Raw genomic sequence first — 23,218 nt, 5'->3', positions numbered from 1 at the left:
GGAGCTTCTGTCGTTGTGGCCGTACTACGTCGCCGGGGGTGGCGCGGTGCACACGTTCGGGTTGTGGCTACCTGCGCGGAGCCTATCCGGTCTATGGTGTGACCAGGGCAGATGCAGGGTTTTCGGGCCTGTTCTGCAAGCTTTCGACGTGAGACACTGTAAAAGACGGCCCGAACGCGGGTGGAGGAGGTGAACCGTGCTCCTAAGGTTCCGTGTCGCCAACTACCGCTCGCTCCGTGACGAGCACGAGCTGTCGTTCGTGGCCTCGGACGTCGACGACGAGATCGTCCGGCACACCGGGGTCGAGTCGGGAGGCAAGGAGATCGGTGTCATCCCCGCGGTCGGGATCTTCGGCGCCAACGCCTCCGGCAAGTCCAACCTGCTCAGCGCGCTCGTGGCGATGCGCGCAGCCGTGCGCGACTCGGTGGCGGACTGGGCGCGAGATGACGGCGTGCCGCGGGACCCGTTCGCACTCGATCCCGCGTGCCGGCGCGAGAACACGCTGTTCGAGGTAGACCTTCTGCTGGGGCAGAGCAAGGTCCGCTACACCTACGGCTTCGAGCTGTCCGACGAGCGCGTCGAAGCCGAGTGGCTACACGCCTACCCTGGCGGCCACAAGCAGGTGTGGTTCGACCGGGAAGCCGACCGAGCCGGCGGCGAGGAGTTCCGCTTCCCCAACGAGAACTTGCGGGGAGCCAAGAAGCTGGTCGAACTTGCCCGGCCGAACGCCCTCTTCCTCACCGTTGGAGCGAGCTTCAACAACAAGCAGCTGCGTCAGCTCCATCGGTGGTTCTCGAACAACTTCTGGGTGGTGGGGTCGGACGATGCTGGCATTGCGCAGCGAAGCGACTACACCAGGGAGCGGCTGGTCGATCCGGGTCGTGGAGACGACTACCGCAAGCGGGTGGAGTCGCTGCTGCGAGTCGCTGATCTGGGCATCGTCGGATTGGAAGTCGATGCATCACTGCCGAAGGACCATCAGGTCAAGCTGCTGCATCGCACCGGACGCGGTAAGCCGCTCCCGCTCGATTTCCGCAAACAGGAATCGCTCGGCACGCACGCCTGGTTCGCTTTCCTCGGCCCGGTGCTGGAGATGCTGGAACGAGGTTCGGTGTTGCTGGCCGACGAACTCGACTCCAGCCTGCATCCAGTTCTGGCCGCCGAGGTCGTCAGGCTCTTCCAAGATCCAGAAGCGAACCCGAACGGCGCTCAGTTGTTGTTCACGACTCACGACGCGACGCTCTTGGGTAAGGGCGTGGTCGGGCGGCCGCTGAGTCGCGACCAGGTGTGGATCACGACAAAGCGCAACACCGGCGAGACCGAGCTCTATCCGCTCACCGACGCCGGCCCGCGGACCACTGACAACCTGGAACTCGGCTACCTGCGCGGGCGCTACGGTGGCGTGCCGCGGGTGACGGCCGGTGAGCTGGCCCGCGAGGTGACGGAACTCGTGTCGGGGGGCGTGTGAGCAGGCGCAGCAATCCGAACGCGGACAAGCCACTGCACAAGACCAAGGGCGCTTCTCGCGAGCATCGCGTCATCTATGTCGCGGTCGAGGGAGAACGCACCGAGGTCGACTACCTCACCTACCTCAAGAAGGATCTGCTCGACTCGAAGCGGATCACGCTGCACGTTCTGGCCAAGCGGAACGGGATGAAGCCTCTTGAGGCCGTCGAGCACGTGCTCGCTCAGGCCGAGGATCCGCGGCGCGACGAGCTCTGGGCGATGTTCGACCGCGATCAGCACGAGGGCATCCCGCAAGCGTTCGACAAGGCCGGCGCGAAGAACGTCAACCTTGCCTACTCCAGCCCCTCGTTCGACTTGTGGCTGCTCCTGCACTTCACCGGGTTCAACTCGGGGCAGCAGAGCGGATCCAGCGCGATCGTGCACGAGCAGCTGCGCAGGCAGCCTGGGTTCGAGACGTTCGACATCCGGGGCGACAAGAGCGTCAGGAACGAACGCGTCGAGGCGCTCCGGAACAAGCACGAGGCAGCCACGCGCAATGCGAAGAAGCTGGCAAACGATTGCCCCACTACGACGTGCTCTCATGACACTGGACACGACGACCGTTGCCCGCCGCTGAGGCGGGATCCCTGCACCGAAGTGTGGCAGCTACTCGTCTCACTGAAGATCATCGACGCCTGAGTAAGGTTCGCACGTGGCAAAGCTGACCCTCTCCCAGCTGGAACGGCATCTCTTCACCGCGGCGGACATCCTCCGCGGCAAGATGGACGCCTCCGAGTACAAGGACTTCATCTTCGGGATGCTGTTCCTGAAGCGGTGCTCGGACGAGTTCCAGCCCGAGTGGCAGCGCGTCTACGACCTGATGATGGAGCGCACCGACCACGATGTCGAACAGTCGCTGGCCTGGGCGAACAACTCCGACGCGTACGCGGAACACATCTACGTGCCGCCGCACGCCCGCTGGTGGAAGGGACCGCACCTTCGCAGTCACAAGGATCTGGATCCGCCGAGGGGATTGAACCAGCTCACGGTTGGGGACACGGTCGCCACAGAGCTCGACAAGGCGATCGCCAACCTCGAGAGCCACAACGGTGCCAGCCTGCGCGGCGTGCTCCGGCACATCCAGTTCAGCCGGGAGACCGGTCAGACGAAGCTCACCAACCGTGAGCTGGTCGACCTGATCCACCACTTCGACCGGTACCGCCTCCGTGACGTCGACTTCGAGTTCCCGGACATGCTCGGCGCGGCCTACGAGTACCTGATCGCCGAGTTCGCCGACTCCGCGGGCAAGAAGGGCGGCGAGTTCTACACCCCACGCTCGGTGGTGCGGATGATGGTGCGCCTGGTCGACCCGCAACCGGGCGACAGTGTCTACGACCCGTGTGCGGGCTCGGGTGGAATGCTCTTGCTCGCCAAGGAGCACGTCGAGGAACACGGCGGCGACGTCGAACAGCTCGCTCTCTACGGCCAGGAGAAGAGCGGCACCTCCTGGGCGATGGCGAAGATGAACCTTCTTCTCCACGGGGCGCGCGATGCCGACCTCCGCAATGGCGACACGCTCGAAGAACCGTTGCATCGCGACGGCGACAAACTGAGGCGGTTCCGGAAGGTTCTGTCCAACCCGCCGTTCTCGCTGAACTACCGGACCGAGGACGTGAAGTTCGCCGACCGGATGATGTTCGGGTGGGCGCCGGAGACCGGCAAGAAGGCCGACCTGATGTTCGTCCAGCACATGGTCGCCGTGCTGACCCAGAACGGCATCGCCGCGACCGTGATGCCGCACGGTGTCCTGTTCCGCGGCGGAGCAGAGCGCACGATTCGCGAGAAGATGCTTCGCTCGGACGTCATCGAGGCGATCATCGGCCTCGGCCCCAACCTCTTCTACGGCACCGGGATTCCCGCCTGTGTGCTGGTGTTGCGTAGCCCAGGGGGCAAAACGGACCCTCGCAGGCAGAAGAAGGTTCTGTTCATCAACGCCGATCGCGAGTACACGAGCGGTCGTGCACAGAATGAACTGGGACCGGAGCACACGGAGAAGATCGTCAGCACGTTCCGGGACTGGCAGGAGATCCCCGGCTACTCGCGTGTCGTGTCGGTCGACGAGTTGCTGGCCGAAGAGGCCAACCTGAACATCCGTCGCTATGTCGACAACGCACCGCCTCCTGAGCCACAGGACGTGCGGGCGCACCTGCACGGCGGCATGCCCAAGGCCGAAGTCGAAGCAAAGAGCGATCTCTTCTCCGCGTTCGGCGTCGAGGCGCAGGTGTTGTTCTCCGAGCGGGAGCCCGCCGATCCGGACTACTACGATTTCCTGCCTGAGGACGCGAAGGTCACAGCGGAGCGGATCACCCAGCTCGCCGCACAGCGTGAAAGTGACCTTCGAACCGCTTATCAGCAGTGGTGGGACAAGGAAGCCAAGCTTGTCGTCGAACTGCCGGAGCACAGGAAGCTGATGCTCCTCCGCGCCGACCTGCTCAGCGGCTTCACCGGCGCGCTTGTTCCACTGGGAGTACTGGACGAGTTCACCACCGCGGGCATCGTCGCAGGGTGGTGGATGGACAACCGCCACGATCTCAAGGCGCTTGCCGCCGGCGGGTTCGAGCGCGTGCTGGACGGCTGGGTCGACACCATCGAAGCCATGCTCGAACCGGTCGAACAGCCGAACGGCAAACTCAAGCAGCCGACCGCAGTTGAGCGACGCAAGGCCCTCGATCATCCTGTCGTTCCCTACCTGCTGCCGGACTTCCTTGCGGAGCTGGAGAAGGCGGAGGCCGAATACGCCGAAGCCGATGCCGCGCACAAGGCTGCCAAGGCCGCGCTCGACGGCAGTGACGAGGAAGAAGCGGACGACACCGAGGAGTCCGAGGTGACCCCGGAAGAGGTGGCTCGGCTCAAGAAGGTCGCCACCGCCGCCCGGTCCAAGCGCACCAAGCTGGAGAAGCTGTTCAAGGAACAGCTGAAGCTGGCAGCGCAGCGAGCGCCGGTCGAAGGCACCGTCACCGAGATCGTGCTGCAGGTGTTCGAACGTGACCTCGCGCGTCGACTCGACAGGTATGTCGCCGCCGGGCGTGCTGAGCTCGTCGCCACGTTCAACCGTTGGAGTGACAAGTACCGCGTGCCGCTGTCACAGCTGGAGGCCGAACGTGACGCCGCGACACGCAAGCTCGCCGAGTACCTCACTCAGCTGGGTTACGCATGATCAAGACTAAAGTGTGACGGATGCGGCACCCGGAACGGGACGAGGTCGAACGGCCCCTGATCGACCAGCTGAAGGCGATGGGGTGGACCCATTTGCCGTTCGCCGGCCCAGGTGAGGGGCGGCAGACCTACAGCGACGTGATCCTGCTGGACCGCTTCCGCGATGCGGTCCAGGCGATCAACCTGGGGCCGGACGGTCAGCCCTGGCTCGATGAGGACCGGCTCACCTCGATCGTCAACCGGGCCATCCGCGATCCGGAACACGGCGTGCAGGGCAACATCGCCTTCACCGAGTTGCTGACGGGTTCGACTCTCACCGTCGAAGGACTCCCGGACTGGGATGACGGCGTGCGCCAACCGGTCAAGCTGGTCGACTGGGAGAACCCCGAGCGCAACGAACTGCTTGTCGTGTCGCAGTTCAGGATCGACACGTTCGAAGGGCGTCATCCCTACGTCGTTCCTGACCTCGTGCTGTTCGTGAACGGTCTGCCGTTCGCGGTGATCGAGTGCAAGGATCCGGGACCGACCGCGGTCGACGAAGCCATTGCCCAGCTGCAGCGCTATGTGAGCGACGCGCCGGATCTGCAGAGGTTCGCTCAGCTGCTCATCGCGACAGATCGCGAGACAGCGCAATACGGCACTATCACTTCACCGCCCGAGTACTTCGCCGCGTGGCGGTCGGTCGAGCCCGACATCGAGCAGACCATCCGAACTGAGATCGGCAAGCCGGAGGGACAGCCGCTCCACAGCCAGGAGATCCTCGCAGGCGAGATGCTGCGACCAGCGACTCTTCTCGAGCTGATTCGCGACTTCACCGTCGGTCAGGTCGTCAGCGGCCGTCAGGTGAAGATCGTGGCTCGCTGGCAACAGCTTCGTGCGGTCCGCAGCATGGTTCGCCGGCTACTCGAACGCAAGCGCGACTTTGCCGCCACGGGTACCCCCGATCACCGTGGTGGCGTCACCTGGCACACGCAGGGCTCCGGCAAGAGCCTCACGATGGCCTTCCTCGTGCGAGCCCTACGACAGCATGACAATCTGCGCGATTTCAAGGTCGTGGTCGTCACTGACCGGCTCGACCTGGAAGAGCAGATTCTGAAGAGCCTTGGCACCACAGGAGAGACGCCACGGCGCGCGAAGTCCGTTGTCGACGCTCACCGGCATCTCGCCAGCCAGACGCCAGACCTGGTGCTGGTGACCATCCAGAAGTCCCGCAACGAGGACGAAGACGACGAAGTCGACGAGTCCGGCGTGAAGCAGGTCGACGCTCCGTCGCTGAACGACAGCGACGCGATCGTCGTCCTCGTCGACGAGGCACACCGGTCACACTCGTCGTATCAGCACGCGAGGTTGCGTCGGAACCTGCCGAACGCGGTGCTCATCGGGTTTACCGGTACGCCGATCCTCAAGGGGGACAGGAAGACCACGCGCGAGATCTTCGGCCCGTTCCTCGACGTGTACGCGTTGAAGGACGCGGAGGAGGACCGCGCTGTCGTTCCGATTCGCTACGAGTCTCGGGAGATCCCCGGTGCGGTGATCGACCGGGCTGTCCTGGACGCGGGTTTCATGGCGTCTGTGCCGGTGGACGACGCGGATCGGGAGAAGCTCGTCCATCAGTTCGCCAGGCATCGTGAGGTCCTGGAAGCCGCCGCGCTCATCCGCGCGAAAGCGGACGACATGCTCCGCTACTGGGTGCGCCACGCCTTGCCTGATCGGTTTTCCGCCCAGGTTGTCGCAGTGTCCCGCAAGGCGGCAGTCCGCTACCGCCATGCCCTCCTGGAGGCACGCGAGCGACTGCTCGCCGACGTCGACGATCTTGGCCCGGCTGTTCTGCATGACCCGATGGCGTGGGAAGACGCCGACGAGCACACGCAGACACTTCTCGAAGCTGCTGAGCACCGTGAGCTGCTGACGCGGATCACCACCGTTGCGGTGATCTCGAAGGGGAGCACCACGGAGGACTCCGAGTGGGAGGAATGGACGAGCTCGGACCGGCACCGCGAGTACATCACGCGCTTCAAGGACGGCCTCGGCGATGTCGCGGAGCTGGAACCGGATCAGAACTGGGAGACCCATATCGGCGCCCTGCACCACTCGCATCCGATCCAGCGCGGTGGCGGCGAACCGTGGCGCCGGAACATCACAGGCAGTGAACCCGAGACCGTTCCTGCGACTGCGGTACCCACCGTCGACCCGATCGCCTTCATCGTGGTGAAGTCCATGCTGTTGACGGGTTTCGACGCGCCGGTCGAGCAGATCCTGTTCGTGGACCGGCCCATCCGCAAGAGCGCTGAGCTGTTGCAGGCGATCGCCAGGCCGAACCGGCCCCGCAAGCACAAGTCGTTCGGTCTCATCGTCGACTACGTCGGCATCTCGGCCGATCTGGTGCGGGCTCTCAACGAGTACGACACCGATCATCTGGACGAAGTCGTCGGTGACGCCGACTCCCGTTCGCTGATGATGCCGTTGGACGAAGCGGTTGTGCCGGAGCTGCAGCTCCAGCACAACAGGGTGACGAACTTCCTTGCTCAATACGGCATTCGTGCTCTGGGCACGTCGGCAGAGCGCGAGGACTTGCTGGCGCGGCTGGATGATCCCGAGTTGCGGGCAGAGTTCGACGATGTCACCAAGTCGTTCCTGACCGCGCTGAACGCGGTGCTTCCTCGCCCGGAAGCCTTGAAGTACCAAGGGATTGCGCGCAACCTCGGCATAGTTCAGTACCTGGCGCGCCGGCGCTACCGGGATGCTCGTACACACTTCAGCCCGTACCGGTACGGCGCCAAGATCCGGCAACTCATCGATGCGCACATCCGTGCGGAAGGCATCATTCAGCGCATTCCTCCGGTGGAGATCACCGCGGCCGACTTCGCTGAGAAGGTTGACGCGCTTCCCGACGACCGGGCTCGCGCGCTGGAGATGAAGCACGCGATGAGGGAGCACATCAGCACTCGGATGGCTTCCGACCCTCATACTTACCGACGGCTGAGCGAACGGCTCGACGAGATCCTCCAGCAGATGGAGCAGGACCACGACTTCGGCCAGACCTACCTGGAACTCGTCGGGTTGCGAGCGCAGACGTTGGCCGAGGAAGAGGCCACGACCGAGCTGGGACTTGACCGTTGGACGGAGAAGCCGATCTACAGTCTTCTCGAGGAGGCAGTCGCCAATCGGAAGCCGGGTCTCGCTCAAGTCGACGTCTTCACGGCCGCACGTGGGTTGGCACTGCAGATCAGTGCCGAGGTGTTGCGGCCGCACTTCCTCTACAACGGTCACGTGCGGGACACCGCGCGCAAGCGGTTGATCAACACTCTCGTAGTGGAAACTCGCCTGGCTCCATCGGATGCTCAGCACATCGCGGACAAGTTGGTCGACTTGGCCACGAGTAACCGTGAACGCTTCTTGCGGCTGGTGGATCGGCCGCGACAGTGACCCAGGTGTTGAACGCGGCGGTTCGCGAGGCAGGCTTGCCAGGCCACTGGCCATGGCGGGTGGAGGTTCGGCCTCGACGCCGCACACTGGGGCTGGATGTGCTGCCCGACGGGACGATTGTGATCGCAGTGCCGACGCGAATCACCCCTGACGAGCTGACCAACGCCCTGCAGGATCGTCGCTTGTGGCTTGCCAGGGCGATCCGGCGCCGCGCCGAACTGGCCGCGGATCATCCGGCCAAGGAACTGGTGGACGGCGAGGGATTCACCTACCTGGGGCGGCACTACCGCCTGCTCCGGGTCGCAGCGCCGGCAACACCTGTGAGGCTGCGAGGAGGCTGGTTGCAGCTGAGCAGCGAGGCGGGCGGCCCCGAGATCATTGAGTGGTATCGGACCCGCGGGCAGGCCTGGCTGACGGAACGGGTGCGATCGTGGGCCGGTCGTGTCGGCGTCGAGCCACCGCACGTGGTTGTTCGCGATCTCGCGACCCGTTGGGGACTGCGTACTCGTGACGGCTCGGTTGCCTTCCACTGGGCGACGATTCAGCTGCCGCCGGACTTGCTGGACCTGGTGGTGGTGCACGAGCTGGTCCACCTGGTCGTGCCGCGCCACGACGAAGAGTTTCGACGTCGACTGATGATCGCGTTGCCTGAGGCCGCCGCCCTGGAGGCGAGGTTGGGGGAGGAAGGCCGTCGAGCGTGGATGGGCACCGTACGAGATCTCTAGAATGCTATGTTTCGCTAGCGGTTCCTGATGGTCTGAAGCGCTTGGCCATTCTCGGCAAGGAACCAGAACGACCACCCGTTGCGGTTGGGATGCACGTTCGGGTTGTGCGCTTGAACCACTCCGATAGCTGCGCCGCTCGGGCTCTTGTATGAGCGCCCGCTGAGCGCACCGCTCGTGATGTCCATGCGCTTGGTTGACGGGTAGTAGACCGCTTCGATGTGGTTGCCCTCATAGTCGGCATAGACTGATACGCCGTCGAGTGCCTTGCCGTCGGAGGATGTCGTGTGGCTGGGCTTGGCGAACTCGTCGAGCAGGCGCCGCACGACTTCGCCTTCGGTCGCCTGCCAAGCCCGTGCGAGCAGCGTGACACGTTCGTGGTCCCGATCGGCGACCTCGATGAGTTTCAAAAATCCTCCTCGGGCTGAGATGGTGTGGAGAGGGTAGCTCTAGGTGTACGGTGTCCGCAACGTGACCGGTTGCCGCCTCCGGGTGTTCGGTCCGCTCAACGTGGAGTCCACGGAAGGGACATGAGTTCATGGCGAAGCGGCCTGTCAGTCCGAGCGGCTACCGAGCCCTGCTTGTCGCGCTTGCCGTGCTCGCTGCCGTGGTCGTGGCGATGATCGTGGGCATCCTCGTCGCGGTGAGCGGCGCTGGGATGGTCTTCGTACTGGTGGTCGGTGGGGGCGCCTTCGTCGCCGCAACGAGGTCGGCGCTTCACGTGCTGAGCAAGCTTCGGCTTCTCTGATCAGTCGTCACACGCGCCGACCGGGTCGACGTCTCTCGGATCGAACAGCCCAAGCGTGCCTGGGTACTTGAAGAGCACAGCGAGGGTGAAGCGGACTTTGATCACTTACCAATCGCGGTTGCCGTCGTGGCCGAGGCTGCCGCAGCGGGATCCAGTTGTGGTACCGGCGGACCGCTGCGACGCCAGGTAGACCGTGGGACACGATGGTCGGTGGGGAGCGTGGACCTGCGCGCAGGCCGGCCACTCGCTGGAGATCCTGTTCAGGATCTACCGGCACGTGTTCGCAGAAATCGACGAGGGCTTCATCGAGGCGGCGCTCGGCGGCGCCTGAGTCTGTTGCTTCGTCGGCACAGCCGGGTCTGAGGACAGCGTTCGAGCTGGGAAATCGGCTGGATTTCGTCGGCACACCATCGGCACGCGCCCGCCAATGGCCGGTTTTGGTCGGATCACAGCCGGACATAGCAAAACACCCGTCGAGCGAGTTTGCGCTGCTCAACGGGCGTTTTGGCTGGTGCCCCCGGCAGGATTCGAACCTGCGCACCCGCCTCCGGAGGGCGGTGCTCTATCCCCTGAGCTACGGGGGCCGTAGCTATGTGGAAGATCCTAGCGCACGCAGGCGACCCCGTTTGACGCCGACCCCCACCAAGCGGTGAAGCGTGGTCCCCGTCACGTCGTCGGCGGCTCGTACCGCTTGGGCATCCGGCGCCCGCGTCGGCCCTCGGGCAGTGCAGGTCCGGCGATCTTGGCGAACGCGATGATGAAGACGATCGCGAAGACGAGCGTGAACAACCAGCCCATGACGACCTGGCTCTGCGGCCGTGCCTGCGGGTGCAGGTCCCTGCCGCGTTTCGCGGTGTTGGCGGCGTACTCCTTGCCGATGTCCGAAGGCTCCAGCCAGCCGGTCACCGCCCACGTGCCGACTGAGCCGTCCGCCTTGTCCCTGGCTTGGGTCTGACACCGGTAGTAGTAGCCGAATCCGCGCAGGGTGACCGGGCCGTGGCGCTCGCAGGACTTCGCGGTCGCGATGTACGGCGCGTTCGCCAGGTCGCCGGGTTCGACCTCGTCCCAGAAGTGGTTGAAGATCGTGGCGCCGAGCAGGTAGCCGAGTGCGGGAACGAGCAGGAAGGCGAAGATCCGGTGAAGTACCTTCATCAGCCCTTTTCTTCCTCTTCCTTCAGTTCGCGCCACGACTTCCAGCCGCCGTTGTCCACGATCTTGGCGCCCTCCTTGGCGAACTCCTCGCCCAGTTTGGGGCCGATGTCCTTGGGGAGGCCGGTGACGCCGTCGACGATGACCTTCTTCGCGCCCGCGCCCGCGTCCTTCATCATGTCGGCGAAGTGCTTGAGCAGTTGATCTGGATCGGACACGCGTCCCAGGTCGCCTTGCTGACTGAACGTAACCGGAGGGTAGCGAACGGCGTTGCTCCACGCAGGCGAACGAGACAGGCGCTGATCGGGCGTCGAACGTGGCGCTGGTCACCTTCGCCGCTGGTCAGGAATACCGACGATTGCACTCATGCGCATATCGCTATATGTTCCCAGCCATGGGTCACGGGCATGGACACGGATCGGCGTCCGCGAGCGGGCAGCACGCCGGCAAGCTGTGGATCGCGTTCGGCATCGGCGCGGTGTTCATGGTGGTCGAGTTCGTCGTGGGGTTCGCGACCGGGTCGTTGGCGCTGATCTCCGACGCCGCGCACATGCTCACGGACGTGCTGGGCGTCGGGATGGCGCTGGCCGCGATCATGGTGGCGCGCAGGGCCAAGGCCGGGAAGAACCGGACGTTCGGGTTCTACCGCGCCGAGGTGCTGGCGGCGCTGGCCAACGCGGTGCTGCTGTTCGGTGTGGCTGGCTATGTCATCTACGAGGCGGTCGGGCGGTTCCAGGACCCGCCGGCGGTGCCAGGGTGGCCGGTGCTCATCGCGGCGACGCTGGGGCTCGCGGCCAACCTCGTCAGCTTCAGCGTGCTCAAGGAAGGCGCCAAGGACAGCATCAACGTCAAGGGTGCGTACCTGGAGGTGCTGGCTGACCTCATCGGCTCGGTGGGTGTGCTGATCTCCGCGCTGATCACGATCACCACCGGCTGGAAGTACGCGGACCCGATCATGGGTGTGATGATCGGCGTGTGGGTGTTGCCGCGGACGTACGGGCTGGCCAAGAACGCGTTGCACATCCTGTTCCAGCACGCGCCGGAGCGGCTTGACGTGACGGAGATGCGGAAGGCGCTCACTGAGCTGCCTGGGGTCACCGAGGCGCACGACCTGCACGTGTGGACGCTCACCAGTGGCATGGAGGTGGCTTCGGCGCATCTCACGACCGCTGAGGACGCTGATCACGAGAACGTGCTCAAGGCGGCGCAGTTGTTGCTGGCGACCAAGTACCACATCGAGCACGCCACGTTGCAGGTCGAGGGCGGGTCGTCAGCGCAGCGGTGCCGGGAGCTTTCGTGGTGAGCCCGGCAGGTCGCGGATCTCGTCCTTAGTGGACGGCGTTCCGGTTCGTGACGGAAGCGGGCTGCGCGGTTGTGGCACGGCCACCCAGACGCGGCCTCGTTCGAACGGCACCACAACAGCCTCCCCGATCACCCGCCACATGAATTGCCAAGATCCCATCGAAGTATGTCCGAACGGGATAGATCCTTTCAGGTGAACGGAAAAGGCCGCGTTCCGTGACGGAACGCGGCCTTTTCGGTGCAAACGACATCGATGTACGGCCCGCTGGTCGTTACAGCCCAGTGGGTTGTCCTGCCTTCGGTCCCTTCGCGCGCGTCAGGCCGCCGACACCGACCGCGGCGAACCACAGCGCCATGAGCATTCCGATGATGAACAACACGTCGAGCTGCTCCAGGCCCAGCGGTCCCACGGCCCACGGGCCCAGGCTCCACGCGATCCCGCCGACCACCGCGCCGACCGTGAACAACGGGTTGGTCAGCTTGCCGAGCACGGCCAGCGCGGCGACCGAGAGCCCGAAGACCGGGAACGCCAGCAGTGCCAGCACCTGGTGCGTGTTCAGGAACGGCGTGGAGTGGCCGGCGGCCGCCGCGTCGCTCTCGAAGTGCGCCACGAGGTGCGGCACGTTCTCGACCACGCAGAGCACAGCGCCGGCCACCGCGATCCAGCCCGCACGACGGGCCGCGGCGGGCAAAGGCTTGTCGCGCAGCAACCCGGTCAGACCGAGAGCGAACAGGATCGAGCTCAGCAGGATCAGGCTGTGGGAGGGCACCCACAGCGGGTCGCCGATCCAGGCTGCCTCGGCGGCGTGCCCGGTCAGCGACGGATCTTCCTCCGGGTGCAGCATGCCGCCGCTGACCAGCGCGACCGCCCCCGCAACCAACGTCCAGGGCCACCACTTCATGACGGAAGTGTCCCGCTCACCCGCCTTGATCACCGGAAATCTGCCAAAGAGGTCCACCGGGCGTGGAAACGGGACGGAATCGGCGTTCCGCTGGCAGGGTTCGGAGCACCGGCTTACCGTCCCCAGCCATGGACGCCGCAGGACAGCCCCGCACCACCGGGGAGACAGTGGACACCTGGGAGATGGTCGTGATCCACAGGTGGTTCAAGCGCGAGTTCGCGCAGATGCCCGCCCTGGTCCGGGGCGTGGCTCCGAGCGATCACGGCAACGTGCGGTACGTGGCGGACTTCGTCGAGATGATGGCCGGTCTGTTGCACCACCACCACGTGGGCGAGGACGAGATGCTCTGGCCACGGCTGCTGGAACGCGTGGGCGGCCTGGACAGCGAGCTCGTCCAGCGCATGGAGAAGCAGCACGACGTGGTCGGCAAGGCCCTCGAGCAGATCGATGAGCTGCTGCCGCAGTGGAGGCAGCGAGCCGACGCGGCCACCCGCGATGAGCTCGCCGATGTCCTCGAAGGCATGTCCGGTCCGTTGATCGAGCACCTGGGCGAGGAGGAGAGCAAGGTGCTCCCGCTGGTCTCGGTGTACATCACGCAGGCCGAGTGGGACGCGCTGGGACGCAACGGCGCGAGCAGCATGCCCAAGGGCGCCAAGGGTTTCGACACGATCGGGATGATCCTGCAGGAGACCACGCCTCAGGAGCGGGCGGGGTTCCTGCGCCTGCTGCCGGCTCCGGTCCGCCTGCTCCACAAGCTCGTCGGCGCCGGAATCCACCAGCGCGCCAAGGTTCGCCGACGCGAGATCGCCGCATAGAAAAGAGCCGCGCTCCCACAGGAACGCGGCCCCTCTTCAGTTCAAACTACAGACCGGTGCACTGCCCGGCCTTCGGTCCCTTCACGTCGTTCGGGAACCCGTTGTTGACCGGCTCCGGGTTGTTGCCCGTGCAGGACAACGGCCCGCCCACCGTCGAGAACGCCACGACCGACCTGGTCTTGTTCGACGTCAGCGACACCGGACCACCGACCGAGGCGTTCTCGAGAGCGACCTCGGTGGCGGAACCGTGCACCGTGATCGGGCCGCCGACCTTGGTCCCGATCAGCACTACGGAACCGGCGTCCGCGGCCGAGATCGGGCCCTTGATCTCGCCACCGAAGACGTACAGCGTCGCACCGCGCGCAACGGTCACGGGACCGTTGATCGTGGCACCGTCCACATAGGTCACACCCTTGACCTGCAGTGGACCGTTGACGTTGCCGGTCACCGTGGTGGCGGGCTTCGGCAGCGGCTTCGACATCAGCTCGAACTCCGCCAGTGCGACGTCCTGCGAGAACTCCAGGCGGTAGAAGTTGTAGCGGCCCGGCGAGGCGATCTTGAACGACCGGGTGTACTGCTGCCACTGGAACTGCTCGCCGGAGCGCTTGTCGACCGTCGCCCACGTCTTGCCGTCGTAGGAGGCCTTCAGCTCCCACGACGACGGCGACGTGCCCGTCTTCGCGTTGGTCAGCGTGTAGAACTCCGCCTTCTCCTTGGCGTCGGCCGCCTTGAAGTCGAACGAGCGGACCACCGCCGACGTGCCGGAGTTGTTGTCCACCAACGCACCTGTGGACACACCGCTGGAGACGTCACGCAGAGGCGTCGGAACCGCGTCACCGCTGGTGATCGAGTCCGGCACGTCCTGAGCGCCCGTGCCCCACGCCGACGGCGCCGGGCCCATGTCGAAGTCGATCGTCGCACCGGCCGCGAGCACGTCGTGCGGCAGCGACGTCTTGTTCCACGCCTTGCCGTTGACCTTCACGCCCTGCACGTAGATGTTCTTCGCGCTGTTCTTGGGCGCGTTGATGACGAGCTTCTTGCCGTTCTCCAGCTGGACCGTGGCCTTGGTGAACAGCGGCGAACCGATCGCGTAGGCCGGCTTGCCCATCTGCAACGGGTAGAAGCCCAGCGACGAGAACAGGTGCCACGCGGACATCTCGCCGTTGTCCTCGTCACCGGCGTAGCCCTGGCCCTGCTCGGAACCCACGTACAGGCGCGACAGGATCTCGCGCACCTTCTCCGCGGTCCGCGCCGGCTTGCCCGCGTAGTTGTACATGTAGGCGATGTGGTGCGAGGGCTGGTTGGAGTGGCCGTACTGGCCCATCCGCACGTCCCGCGCCTCGATCATCTCGTGGATCACGCCGCCGTAGCCGCCGGGGAACTTCGCGGTCTCCGGCAGGGTGAAGAACGAGTCGAGCTTCTGCGCCAGCTTGTCCCGCCCGCCGTACAGGTTCGCGAGACCCTGCCCGTCGTGCGGCACCGTGAACGCCATGTTCCAGCCGTTCGTCTCGGTGTAGTCGTAGCGCCAGTCCTGCGGGTTGTACTTCGCGGGGTCCTCGACGCGCCACGAGCCGTCGACGTTGCGGCCCTGGAAGAAGCCGATCCGCTCGTCGAACGTCAGCACGTAGTTCTGGGCGCGGTTGAGGAAGTACTCGTGCTCCTCCGCGTACCGCTTCTCGCCCGTCTTCTCGTGCAGCGCCTTCGCCATCGACGCGATGCCGAAGTCGTTGAGGTAGCCCTCGATCGCCCACGACCACGCCTCGTGCAGCTGGTCGTTGCCGGTCCAGCCGAGGAAGATCGACCGGTCCATGCCCTTGCGGCCGACGTTGTTGCTCGGCGGCACGACGGACGCGTTCTTCACCGCGGCGTCGTATGCCGCCTTGATGTCGAAGTTGCTGACGCCCTTCAAGTACGCGTCCGCGAACGCCACGTCGGAGCTCGTGCCGGTCATCAGGTCGGCATAACCGGGGGAGGACCAGCGCGAGATCCAGCCGCCGTCCTTGTACTGCTGGACGAAGCCCTCGGCCATCTCGCCGGCCTTGGACGGCGTGAACAACGAGTAGGCGGGCCACGTCGTGCGGTAGGTGTCCCAGAAGCCGTTGTTGACGTAGATCTTGCCGTCGACGATCTTCGCGCCCGTGCGAGTGGGCGTGTTCTCACCGACCGCCGGCGACACCGGGGACGCGTACTGGATCTTGTCGCCGACCTTCTCGTAACCCGAGTTCGGGTACAGGTAGAGCCGGTACATGTTGGAGTACAGCGTGATCAGCTGCTCTTCGGACGCGCCCTCGACGGTGATGATGCCGAGCACCTTGTCCCACGCCGCCTGCGCACGGTCGCGCACCGCGTCGAACGAGTCGGAGCCCGAGATCTCCTGGTCGAGGTTCGACTTCGCCTGGTCCACCGAGATCAACGAGGTCGCGATCTTCAGCTGAACGGTCTTGTCCGCGAACGAGAAGTAGCCACCGACCGCGTCACGACCGGCGCCCGTCAAACGGCCGCTCGCCGTCACAGGCTTGTCGACCTTGCCGTAGACGAACAGGCGCGTCGCACCCGTGGACAGGCCGCTCTTGACGTCCGAGAAGCCCGTGACGACACCGGAAGCGGCGTCGAGGGTGAGACCACCGAGGTTGTTCACGTTGTCGAAGACCAGGTTCTTCTCACCGGAATCGGCGAACGTGAACCGGAACACCGCCGCGTGGTCCGTCGGCGCGATCTCGGTCTTCATGCCGTTCTCGAAGGTCACGCCGTAGTAGTGCGCCTTCGCGATCTCGTTGTCGTGCTTGAACGGCAGCGACCGCAGCGCGCGGTCCTGCGTCGGCGCCTTGTCCGACGGCATGACCTGGAACGTCTGGCGGTCACCCATCCACGGGCTCGGCTCGTGCGACGCGGTGAACGCCTGCAGCGTCGGCAGGTTCTGCGCGTTGTTGCGCTGCTGGTACTCGTACAGCCAGCTCTGCGAACCCGCGTTGGTCATCGGGGTCCAGAAGTTGAAGCCGTGCGGCACCGCGGTCGCCGGGAAGTTGTTGCCCCGCGAGAACGAGCCGTTCGAGTTCGTGCCGCGCGTGGTCAGCACGTAGTCCGACGGCTTCGCGTACTGCTTCTTGACGACGTCGCCGATGCGGATGTCGTCGAACCAGGCACCGAACTCCGTCGGGCCCTTGGGACCGTCGTAGGCCACCAGGATCCGCTTGATCGTCTTGCCGGCCGCGACCGCGCCGATCGTCGACGCCACCTTGTTCCACTGGTTGGCGTACAAGAACTTGCCCGCGCCCTGGCCCTGCGGCGACAGCACGGCGCCGTGCTGGTCCACCGCCTTGAGGTCGCTCAGGTACGTGCCGTCGGAGAACGCCAGGTCCACCGCCGAGTACGTGCTCGGGTAGTTCAGGTTGTCGGTCACGAAGTCCGGGAAGACCATGTAGGACAGCTCGGTCTGCGGCCCGACCTTGACGTCGACGTCGAAGACCTTGTTGTAGCTGTAGGCGCGTCCCTCAGCGGTGTGCTTGCCCTGGGCGCGGAACGCCTTGACACCCGTCCATCCGACGCGCGCCTTGGACGTGTAACCGCCAGTGGGGCCGTTGCCGACGACACTGCGCATGTTCGGCGCAGGGGACGTGGTCTCGCCGTTGGAGAACTGCACCTCGGCGAGCTGCACGATGTTCGAGGCGCCGTTGTTCAGCGTGATGTCGAGCTTGTAGTACTGGTACGACACCGGCGCCGCGAGCTCGTAGACCTTGGTCTGGAAGCGCTCGGCGAACGTCTCGCCGGTGCGGGTGTCGACGACCGTCCAGTCCGTGCCGTTGGCCGAGCCCTGCAGAGTCCAGTTCTTCGGGTCGCGCTCCGGGGCGTCGTTGGCCGAGGAGAGCGCGTACCTGACGACCTTCTGGGCCGCGGGGAACTCGAATGCCGCCCAGGCGGTGTTGGTGAAGACCAGCCACTTGGTGTTCGAGGTGCCGTCGACGAGGTTCTCCTTCACCTCGCCCGCGTCCGCGAACTCGCCGTTGGCCGTCACCTTCCGGATCTGCTCGGAGACGTTGCCGGGGATGCCGGAGCCGTCCGAGCCGATCACGCCGGACGCCTTCGGGTTGCCGGCCGCGTCGGTCTCGACGGTGTTCGCCCACGTCGGTTGGGGTTGACCGTCCTCAAAGGACGACGAAAAGCCCACGCCTTGCTCCTCTGGTGCGGCGGCCGCGTAGCCGTTGGTGACGCCGCACACCAGTGTCGCAGTCATCGCAACGCTCAACAGGGTTGTTGTTCGTCTCTTGCGCAGGTGCCTCATTGCAACCCTTCCGCCGCCTTACCTGCCCCATTTGCGTGGGAGCGTTTCTGCACGTGACATCGTTGTCAAGGGACCAGCCAGAAATTGTCTTCGAACCTGTCCTCTCAACAGTTGCGCGCAGGGACCAGTGCTCAAGATCTAGACTCGATCGGTGACCGACCGCAAGCCGCCAGAGGTGGGCACACCAGCGGGCATGCGCGTGCTCAACCAACGCGCCGTGCTCGACAGACTGCGCCGACTGGGTGCCGCCACCCGGCCGCAGATCGCTAAGGACACCGGGCTGTCCAAGCCGACGGTCGGTCAGGCTCTGCTGGATCTCGAACGCCACGACCTGGTGCGCCCGATCGGTCGCACGACTGCGGGTCCCGGCCGGTCTGCCGTGGTGTACGAGCCGAATCCGGCCGCGGGGTACGTGCTGGGCATCGACATCGGCCGCGAACGGATCAGGGCCGCGGTGGCCGATCTGGGCGGCTCCGTGGTGGCCCGCGTGGACGAGCGCAACCGCAGCCGGTCGGCGTCTTCATTGGTGCGCACGGTGACCGACCTGGCCTCACGCACCGTGGCCGACGCGGGGATCGCGCTGGCGGACGTCGTGGTGAAGGTGATCGGCAGTCCCGGCGTGATCGACCAGCGCTCGCGGGTCGTGCGGCACGCGCCCAACCTCCCCGGCTGGGAGTCGGCCGGCGTGCTCGACGGGCTGGAGTCGTCGCTCGGGCCGGTCGTGGTCGTCGAGAACGACGCGAACCTCGCTGCTCTCGGCGAGCACGTCTACGGCGTGGCACGGGATGCGCGCGTGTTCGTGTGCGCGACGGTCGGCACGGGCATCGGGATGGGGATCGTGGTCGACGGCGTGCTGTTCCGCGGCGCGCACGGAGCGGCGGGCGAGGTCGGCTTCCTGCCGTTCGGGAAGTCCGCTTCGGACGTCCAACGTGGACAGTTCGAGGACGCCGCGGCGGCGGAGTCCGTGGTGGCGCTGGCTCATGAGCGCGGCTTGCCCGCTAGATCCGCCCGTGAGGTGTTCTCGGCTGCGCGTTCCGGTGAGGCTCAGGCGCTTGAGGTCGTGCGGGTGGAGGCGGAACGGCTGGCGTTCCTCGTGGCGTCGGTGGCCGCGGTGATCGATCCGGAGCTGGTCGTGCTCGGTGGTGGCGTCGGATCGAACGTTGACTTGCTGCTCGCGCCGATGGAAGCTGCTCTGCGCACGATGACCCCGCTGTCGCCGCGGATCGCGGCCGGCTCACTCGGTGACGGCGCGGTGCTCTCCGGAGCCATCGCGATGGGCCTCGAAGCGGCCCGTGAATTGGTCTTCGAAGTTACTCTCTGAGAGTAGTTGAGTGCCCCTCACCTGGTAATTCACTCAATTGTCGTAACTGTTAACGGCGTTTTGTGGCTTAGCGTTACCGGAACCTCCACCTGGAGGGGTTGTGTCCTTCCGTTGCAAGGGGAGTCGGTAGGGGGATGCGGGGGACGTAGCCCCCTACCGGCCGTGCACTGGGCAGGTGCCGCGCCCGCACCATCAGCCTGCCCAGTGCAGTAACGGGTCTCAGCGCGGTGTCGGCCGGTGAACGTTCTCCGCCGTCGACTCGCGGTGCGTCGAGTCCGCGATCCACCTGCCCGGGATGGACGCGTCGATCACGCCGTCCTCCAGCCACGTGAACTGGTTGTCCATGACCTGGCGAGCGATGTCGACGTCGCTGTCGTCGGTGTTCTTCCACAGCTTCTCGAACAGCTCGTCGACCCTGACGCGAGCCTGCTTGGCGAACGCGTCGGCCAGGAGTTGGGCGTTGGAGTTCTTGTCCTGCTGGGCGCGGACGCACGCGGCGCTGATCGCGAACAGTTCGGCGCCGATGTCCACGATCCGGCTGAGGAAGCGCTGCTTGCGCTCCATCTTTCCCTGCCAGCGGGACATCGCGTAGAACGTCTGCCGCGCAAGCTTGCGTGCCGACCGTTCGACGAACCGCAGGTGCTTGGCGAGCGGCCCGAACTCCGTGTAGCCGGCCGGGGTTTGGCCCTTGCCGACGATCAGGGTGGGGAACCACTTGGCGTAGAAGCCGCCTGCTTTTGCCGCGGCCTTCATCTTGGCCTGGCGGTCGGCGTCCGGGTCGATGATGTCGCCTGCGACGGAGAGGTGGGCGTCCACGGCCTCGCGGGCGATCAGCAGGTGCATGATCTCCGTTGAGCCCTCGAAGATTCGGTTGATTCGGAGGTCGCGGAGGACCTGCTCGGCTGCGATGCCTCGTTCTCCGCGGGCTGCTTGGCTTTCTGCGGTTTCGTAGCCTCGGCCGCCGCGGATCTGGACCAGCTCGTCGGCTACCAGCCAGGCTTTTTCTGATGCGTAGAGCTTGGCCAGGGCTGCTTCGATGCGGATGTCGTGCTTGCCGGCGTCTGCCAGTTCGGAGCTCAGGTCCAGTACGGCTTCCAGGGCGTAGGCCGTGGCTGCGATGTAGGCGATCTTGCCTGCGATTGCCTCGTGTTTGCCTACTGGGAGGCCCCACTGGGTGCGTTCGGTGCTCCACTCCCTGGCGATCTTCAGGCACCACTTGGCGCTGCCTGCGCACAAGGCCGGGAGGCTCAGCCGTCCCGTGTTCAGGGTGGCCAAGGCGATCTTCAGGCCGGCGCCTTCCTTGCCGATGAGGTTCTTCTTCGGCACGCGGACGTTGTGGAACCTGGTTACGCCGTTTTCCAGGCCCCGCAGGCCCATGAAGGCGTTGCGGTTCTCGACTGTGATGCCTGGGGCGTCGGCTTCCACCACGAAGGCGGTGATGCCTCGGTCTGGGACCTGGGCCATGACCACCAGGAGGTCGGCTACTACTCCGTTGGTGGTCCAGAGTTTTACGCCGTTGAGGATGTAGTCGTCGCCGTCCGGGGTTGCGATGGTGCCCAGCCTGGCCGGGTCACTGCCGACGTCTGGCTCGGTCAGCAGGAAGGCGGTGATCTCGCCCTTGGCGCACCTTGGGAGGAACTCTTGTTTCTGTTCCGGGCTGCCGAACATGGCGATGGGCTGGGGGACGCCGATGGACTGGTGGGCCGACAGCATTGCGCCGATGGCTGGGCTGGCGCTGCCTACGAGCATCAAGGCCCTGTTGTAGTAGACCTGGGTCAGGCCTACGCCGCCGTACTCGGGCTTGATCTTCATGCCGAACGCGCCGAGATCCTTGAGGCCCTTGAGCACGTCGTCCGGGATCTGGGCGTCTCGTTCGATGACGGTGTTGTCGATGTGGGACTCGGTGAACTTGCGGAGCTTCTCCAGAAAGGCTTCGCCTCGTTCGCGGTCTTCCGCTGTGCCGGACGGGTGGGGGTGGATGAGGTCCACGCGGAAGTGACCGAGGAAGAGCTCTTTGCCGAAGCTCGGTCGCTGCCAGCGGGTTTCCCGTGCTTGTTCGGCGACCTGCCGGGCCGCGCGCTCGTCGACGGTCATGGTTACCTCCGAGTAGGGGTGTGACCCACGTTACTCGGCGGTAGGCGGATGTCCACCGGCCCGGAGGGTGAAAGCCATGAGGGTGACCTTCATGGACCTCAGGTCCATGAAGGTCACCCTCATGGCAAGAACGCCGGGCTACGGCAGCGGGGCGGCTCCGCGCTTTGCCAGGTAGTCCTTCATCAGCTCGGTCTCCGAGGACTGCGACTTCAGCATGTTGTCGGCCAGCGTCCGGACGACCGACTGACCGGCGGCCGTGGACGCGTACTCGGCCATCGGTGCGCCGCCCATGTGGTGGCGGAGCATCAGCTGCAGGAAGTAGACGTCGAGCTCGCGTCCGGACAGGTTCCGCAGCTTGGTCAGCTCGTCGGTCACGGCCATGCCGGGCATCACCGGCTTCCCGGCCTCCGGCGTGGTGGCGCCGTGGCCGTGGATTCCGGCCGCGTTCATCCACGCCATGTAGACGCCGGACACGTTCTGCTCGTGTTCGTTCCACATCATCAGCCAGCCCTTCATGCGCCCGACCTGTTCGAGCTGGGTGGAGGCGATGTCGAACGCCAGTTGGCGGATCTCCGGGTCGGTTGAGCGGTCCCGGGCGATGTTGGCCATCTGGATGCCCTGCAGGTGGTGCATGGACATGTCCTGGCAGAAGCCGACGTCCACGGAACCGGAGGCCGGTGCCGAGGACGTGGAGGTCGAGCCGGGCAGCTTCACGAGCAGGCCCACCGCCGCGCCGAGAAGAAGAACAGCGAGCACGGCGGCGCTGATCACGAGGGTCCGAGCGACCCCGGAAGGGCGCTCGGACGCCTCGTCTTCAACAGAAGTCATCAGCTGGACGGGGGCGTCGAGGCGGAGCCCGACGGGGGCGTGCTCGGGTTCTGCTGCGGGAGCTCGGTCTGCGAGTCGTCCTTGCCGCCGTCCATCGGCTCCGCGTCGGGGCCCGGCGGCTCGGCCACGAACGGGGCCGGGTTCGACAGGAACTGCGTGTTCTCGCAGGACGCGCCGACCTCGGGGTACGTGTTCGGGTTGCGCAGCAGCGAGGAGATGAACTGGTCGATGCGCTCGTCGTCAGCGTTCTCGAGCTTCAGCTGGTGGCCCCAGGACTGCAGGGAGATCGGCTTGTCGAGGCCGGGGTACGGCGACAGCATCATGTACGGGATGCCCTCGGCCTTGGCCTTGAGCTTGGTGAGCGCGTCGTCCTTGACCTGGTCAGGGTTGTACGCGATCCAGACCGCGCCGTGCTCCAGGCCGTGGACCATGTTCTCGGTGCGGACGGCCTTGTCGTAGACGACACCGGTGCAGTCGGCCCACTGGGCGTCGTGCGGGCCGCCGAAGGACGGGGTCTGGTCGTACGCGACGCGCTTGGTGGGCTCGACGTGGCGGGAGCCCTTGTACTCCTTGATCACGATGCCCGCGAGCTGCGTCGACGGGTCCTTGTTCGTGTCGGAGGGCTTCCACTTGGCCAGGGCGGCCTCTTTCACGTTGTTCGCGTGGATCTGCGAATACGCATAGCCGAACACGCCGCCCGCGAGGCCCAGCACGGCGATCACCGCGATGATGGTGCCCCACGGCTTGGGCTTGCTCGCCACCACCGAGGAACGGGCTGCGGCCACGCTGTTGCGTGTGGCCTTCGTCTTCTTGCCGCTGGTCATGTCCGCCTCAGATGTCGTCCTGGTCAACCGGCGCCAGTGTAGGGACTTCGTGTCTGATCACTGTCAGCACGTGGCGATACCACGTGGTCGTTAACACTTGCCGTCTCACCCTCCGAGACCCGGTAACCCGGTCGAGACCTGCGACA

Annotated in this window: 18 protein-coding genes and 1 tRNA gene; 10 read left to right on the top strand and 9 right to left on the bottom strand. The window is 65.6% G+C overall.

Annotated features, from left to right (window positions below):
• Positions 1-196 precede the first annotated feature (196 nt).
• From LFM09_RS03465 to LFM09_RS03445, 5 genes are read left to right on the top strand one after another with little or no spacing between them, the layout of a single operon-like run.
• Positions 197-1,468: an AAA family ATPase gene (locus LFM09_RS03465; RefSeq protein ID WP_414094763.1), complete on the top strand. Its 1,272-nt coding sequence runs from the start codon at positions 197-199 to the stop codon at positions 1,466-1,468.
• Entirely contained in the window at positions 1,465-2,145 is a 681-nt protein-coding gene (locus LFM09_RS03460; protein WP_414094762.1) for an RloB family protein, read from the top strand. Before LFM09_RS03465 ends, LFM09_RS03460 begins: the two co-directional genes overlap by 4 nt.
• A gap of 13 nt (positions 2,146-2,158) precedes the next feature.
• Positions 2,159-4,663, top strand: a complete 2,505-nt coding sequence (locus LFM09_RS03455; protein ID WP_414094761.1) for an N-6 DNA methylase — start codon at positions 2,159-2,161, stop codon at positions 4,661-4,663.
• Positions 4,664-4,683: 20 nt separating this feature from the next.
• The gene (locus tag LFM09_RS03450; RefSeq protein ID WP_414094760.1) at positions 4,684-8,088 is read left to right on the top strand and encodes a type I restriction endonuclease subunit R; all 3,405 of its coding nucleotides are present in this window, start codon (positions 4,684-4,686) and stop codon (positions 8,086-8,088) included.
• The gene (locus LFM09_RS03445) at positions 8,085-8,813 is read left to right on the top strand and encodes a M48 family metallopeptidase (protein WP_414094759.1); all 729 of its coding nucleotides are present in this window, start codon (positions 8,085-8,087) and stop codon (positions 8,811-8,813) included. Before LFM09_RS03450 ends, LFM09_RS03445 begins: the two co-directional genes overlap by 4 nt.
• Before the next feature lie 14 nt (positions 8,814-8,827).
• Here the strand turns inward: LFM09_RS03445 and LFM09_RS03440 are convergent, their stop codons facing one another.
• Positions 8,828-9,220, bottom strand: a complete 393-nt coding sequence (locus tag LFM09_RS03440; protein ID WP_414094758.1) for a hypothetical protein — start codon at positions 9,218-9,220, stop codon at positions 8,828-8,830.
• A 128-nt stretch (positions 9,221-9,348) separates the two neighbouring features.
• On the opposite strand from LFM09_RS03440, the gene LFM09_RS03435 reads away from it, so the two are divergent.
• Complete coding sequence (locus LFM09_RS03435; RefSeq protein WP_414094757.1) at positions 9,349-9,558, top strand: hypothetical protein; 210 nt, start codon at positions 9,349-9,351, stop codon at positions 9,556-9,558.
• 193 nt (positions 9,559-9,751) lie between these two features.
• Positions 9,752-9,889 (top strand): hypothetical protein, encoded by a 138-nt coding sequence (locus tag LFM09_RS03430; protein WP_414094756.1) that lies wholly within the window; start codon positions 9,752-9,754, stop codon positions 9,887-9,889.
• A gap of 178 nt (positions 9,890-10,067) precedes the next feature.
• Here the strand turns inward: LFM09_RS03430 and LFM09_RS03425 are convergent.
• The 3 genes from LFM09_RS03425 to LFM09_RS03415 form a co-directional block, all read right to left on the bottom strand.
• Positions 10,068-10,142 (bottom strand) — tRNA-Arg (locus tag LFM09_RS03425).
• A gap of 82 nt (positions 10,143-10,224) precedes the next feature.
• On the bottom strand, positions 10,225-10,710 hold the full coding sequence (locus tag LFM09_RS03420; RefSeq protein ID WP_414094754.1) for a DUF6346 domain-containing protein: 486 nt from the start codon (positions 10,708-10,710) through the stop codon (positions 10,225-10,227).
• Positions 10,710-10,925, bottom strand: a complete 216-nt coding sequence (locus LFM09_RS03415) for a hypothetical protein (RefSeq protein WP_414094753.1) — start codon at positions 10,923-10,925, stop codon at positions 10,710-10,712. Before LFM09_RS03415 ends, LFM09_RS03420 begins: the two co-directional genes overlap by 1 nt.
• A gap of 176 nt (positions 10,926-11,101) precedes the next feature.
• Between LFM09_RS03415 and LFM09_RS03410 the strand changes: the two genes are divergently transcribed.
• The gene (locus LFM09_RS03410; protein WP_414094752.1) at positions 11,102-12,010 is read left to right on the top strand and encodes a cation diffusion facilitator family transporter; all 909 of its coding nucleotides are present in this window, start codon (positions 11,102-11,104) and stop codon (positions 12,008-12,010) included.
• Between the two features lie 271 nt (positions 12,011-12,281).
• On the opposite strand, the gene LFM09_RS03405 is transcribed toward LFM09_RS03410, so the two are convergent.
• On the bottom strand, positions 12,282-12,911 hold the full coding sequence (locus tag LFM09_RS03405; RefSeq protein ID WP_414094751.1) for a hypothetical protein: 630 nt from the start codon (positions 12,909-12,911) through the stop codon (positions 12,282-12,284).
• Positions 12,912-13,039: 128 nt separating this feature from the next.
• Here LFM09_RS03405 and LFM09_RS03400 point away from each other — a divergent pair, with 128 nt between their 5' ends.
• On the top strand, positions 13,040-13,726 hold the full coding sequence (locus tag LFM09_RS03400) for a hemerythrin domain-containing protein (protein WP_414094750.1): 687 nt from the start codon (positions 13,040-13,042) through the stop codon (positions 13,724-13,726).
• Between the two features lie 46 nt (positions 13,727-13,772).
• On the opposite strand, the gene LFM09_RS03395 is transcribed toward LFM09_RS03400, so the two are convergent.
• The gene (locus tag LFM09_RS03395) at positions 13,773-17,957 is read right to left on the bottom strand and encodes a GH92 family glycosyl hydrolase (RefSeq protein WP_414094749.1); all 4,185 of its coding nucleotides are present in this window, start codon (positions 17,955-17,957) and stop codon (positions 13,773-13,775) included.
• 199 nt (positions 17,958-18,156) lie between these two features.
• On the opposite strand from LFM09_RS03395, the gene LFM09_RS03390 reads away from it, so the two are divergent.
• The gene (locus tag LFM09_RS03390) at positions 18,157-19,326 is read left to right on the top strand and encodes an ROK family transcriptional regulator (protein WP_414094748.1); all 1,170 of its coding nucleotides are present in this window, start codon (positions 18,157-18,159) and stop codon (positions 19,324-19,326) included.
• 219 nt (positions 19,327-19,545) lie between these two features.
• On the opposite strand, the gene LFM09_RS03385 is transcribed toward LFM09_RS03390, so the two are convergent.
• The 3 genes from LFM09_RS03385 to LFM09_RS03375 form a co-directional block, all read right to left on the bottom strand.
• Positions 19,546-21,420, bottom strand: coding sequence for an acyl-CoA dehydrogenase family protein (locus LFM09_RS03385; RefSeq protein WP_414094747.1), 1,875 nt, complete (start codon positions 21,418-21,420; stop codon positions 19,546-19,548).
• Positions 21,421-21,558: 138 nt separating this feature from the next.
• A complete protein-coding gene (locus LFM09_RS03380) occupies positions 21,559-22,248 on the bottom strand; it encodes a DUF305 domain-containing protein (RefSeq protein WP_414094746.1) in 690 nt (229 codons plus the stop codon).
• Entirely contained in the window at positions 22,248-23,072 is an 825-nt protein-coding gene (locus tag LFM09_RS03375) for a DUF3105 domain-containing protein (protein WP_414095150.1), read from the bottom strand. Before LFM09_RS03375 ends, LFM09_RS03380 begins: the two co-directional genes overlap by 1 nt.
• Positions 23,073-23,218: the final 146 nt, after the last annotated feature.

Source organism: Lentzea alba (assembly GCF_047445655.1).
Classification (GTDB): Bacteria; Actinomycetota; Actinomycetes; order Mycobacteriales; family Pseudonocardiaceae; genus Lentzea; species Lentzea alba_A.
This window is presented reverse-complemented; position numbering and strand designations above follow the sequence as displayed.

Coding starts and splice junctions, on each gene's coding strand:
- LFM09_RS03450 (WP_414094760.1), top strand. CDS start 4,684: ATGCGGCACCCGGAACGGGACGAGGTCGAACGGCCCCTGATCGACCAG.
- LFM09_RS03385 (WP_414094747.1), bottom strand. CDS start 21,420: ATGACCGTCGACGAGCGCGCGGCCCGGCAGGTCGCCGAACAAGCACGG.
- LFM09_RS03410 (WP_414094752.1), top strand. CDS start 11,102: ATGGGTCACGGGCATGGACACGGATCGGCGTCCGCGAGCGGGCAGCAC.
- LFM09_RS03420 (WP_414094754.1), bottom strand. CDS start 10,710: ATGAAGGTACTTCACCGGATCTTCGCCTTCCTGCTCGTTCCCGCACTC.
- LFM09_RS03405 (WP_414094751.1), bottom strand. CDS start 12,911: ATGAAGTGGTGGCCCTGGACGTTGGTTGCGGGGGCGGTCGCGCTGGTC.
- LFM09_RS03400 (WP_414094750.1), top strand. CDS start 13,040: ATGGACGCCGCAGGACAGCCCCGCACCACCGGGGAGACAGTGGACACC.
- LFM09_RS03380 (WP_414094746.1), bottom strand. CDS start 22,248: ATGACTTCTGTTGAAGACGAGGCGTCCGAGCGCCCTTCCGGGGTCGCT.
- LFM09_RS03375 (WP_414095150.1), bottom strand. CDS start 23,072: ATGACCAGCGGCAAGAAGACGAAGGCCACACGCAACAGCGTGGCCGCA.
- LFM09_RS03395 (WP_414094749.1), bottom strand. CDS start 17,957: ATGACTGCGACACTGGTGTGCGGCGTCACCAACGGCTACGCGGCCGCC.
- LFM09_RS03435 (WP_414094757.1), top strand. CDS start 9,349: ATGGCGAAGCGGCCTGTCAGTCCGAGCGGCTACCGAGCCCTGCTTGTC.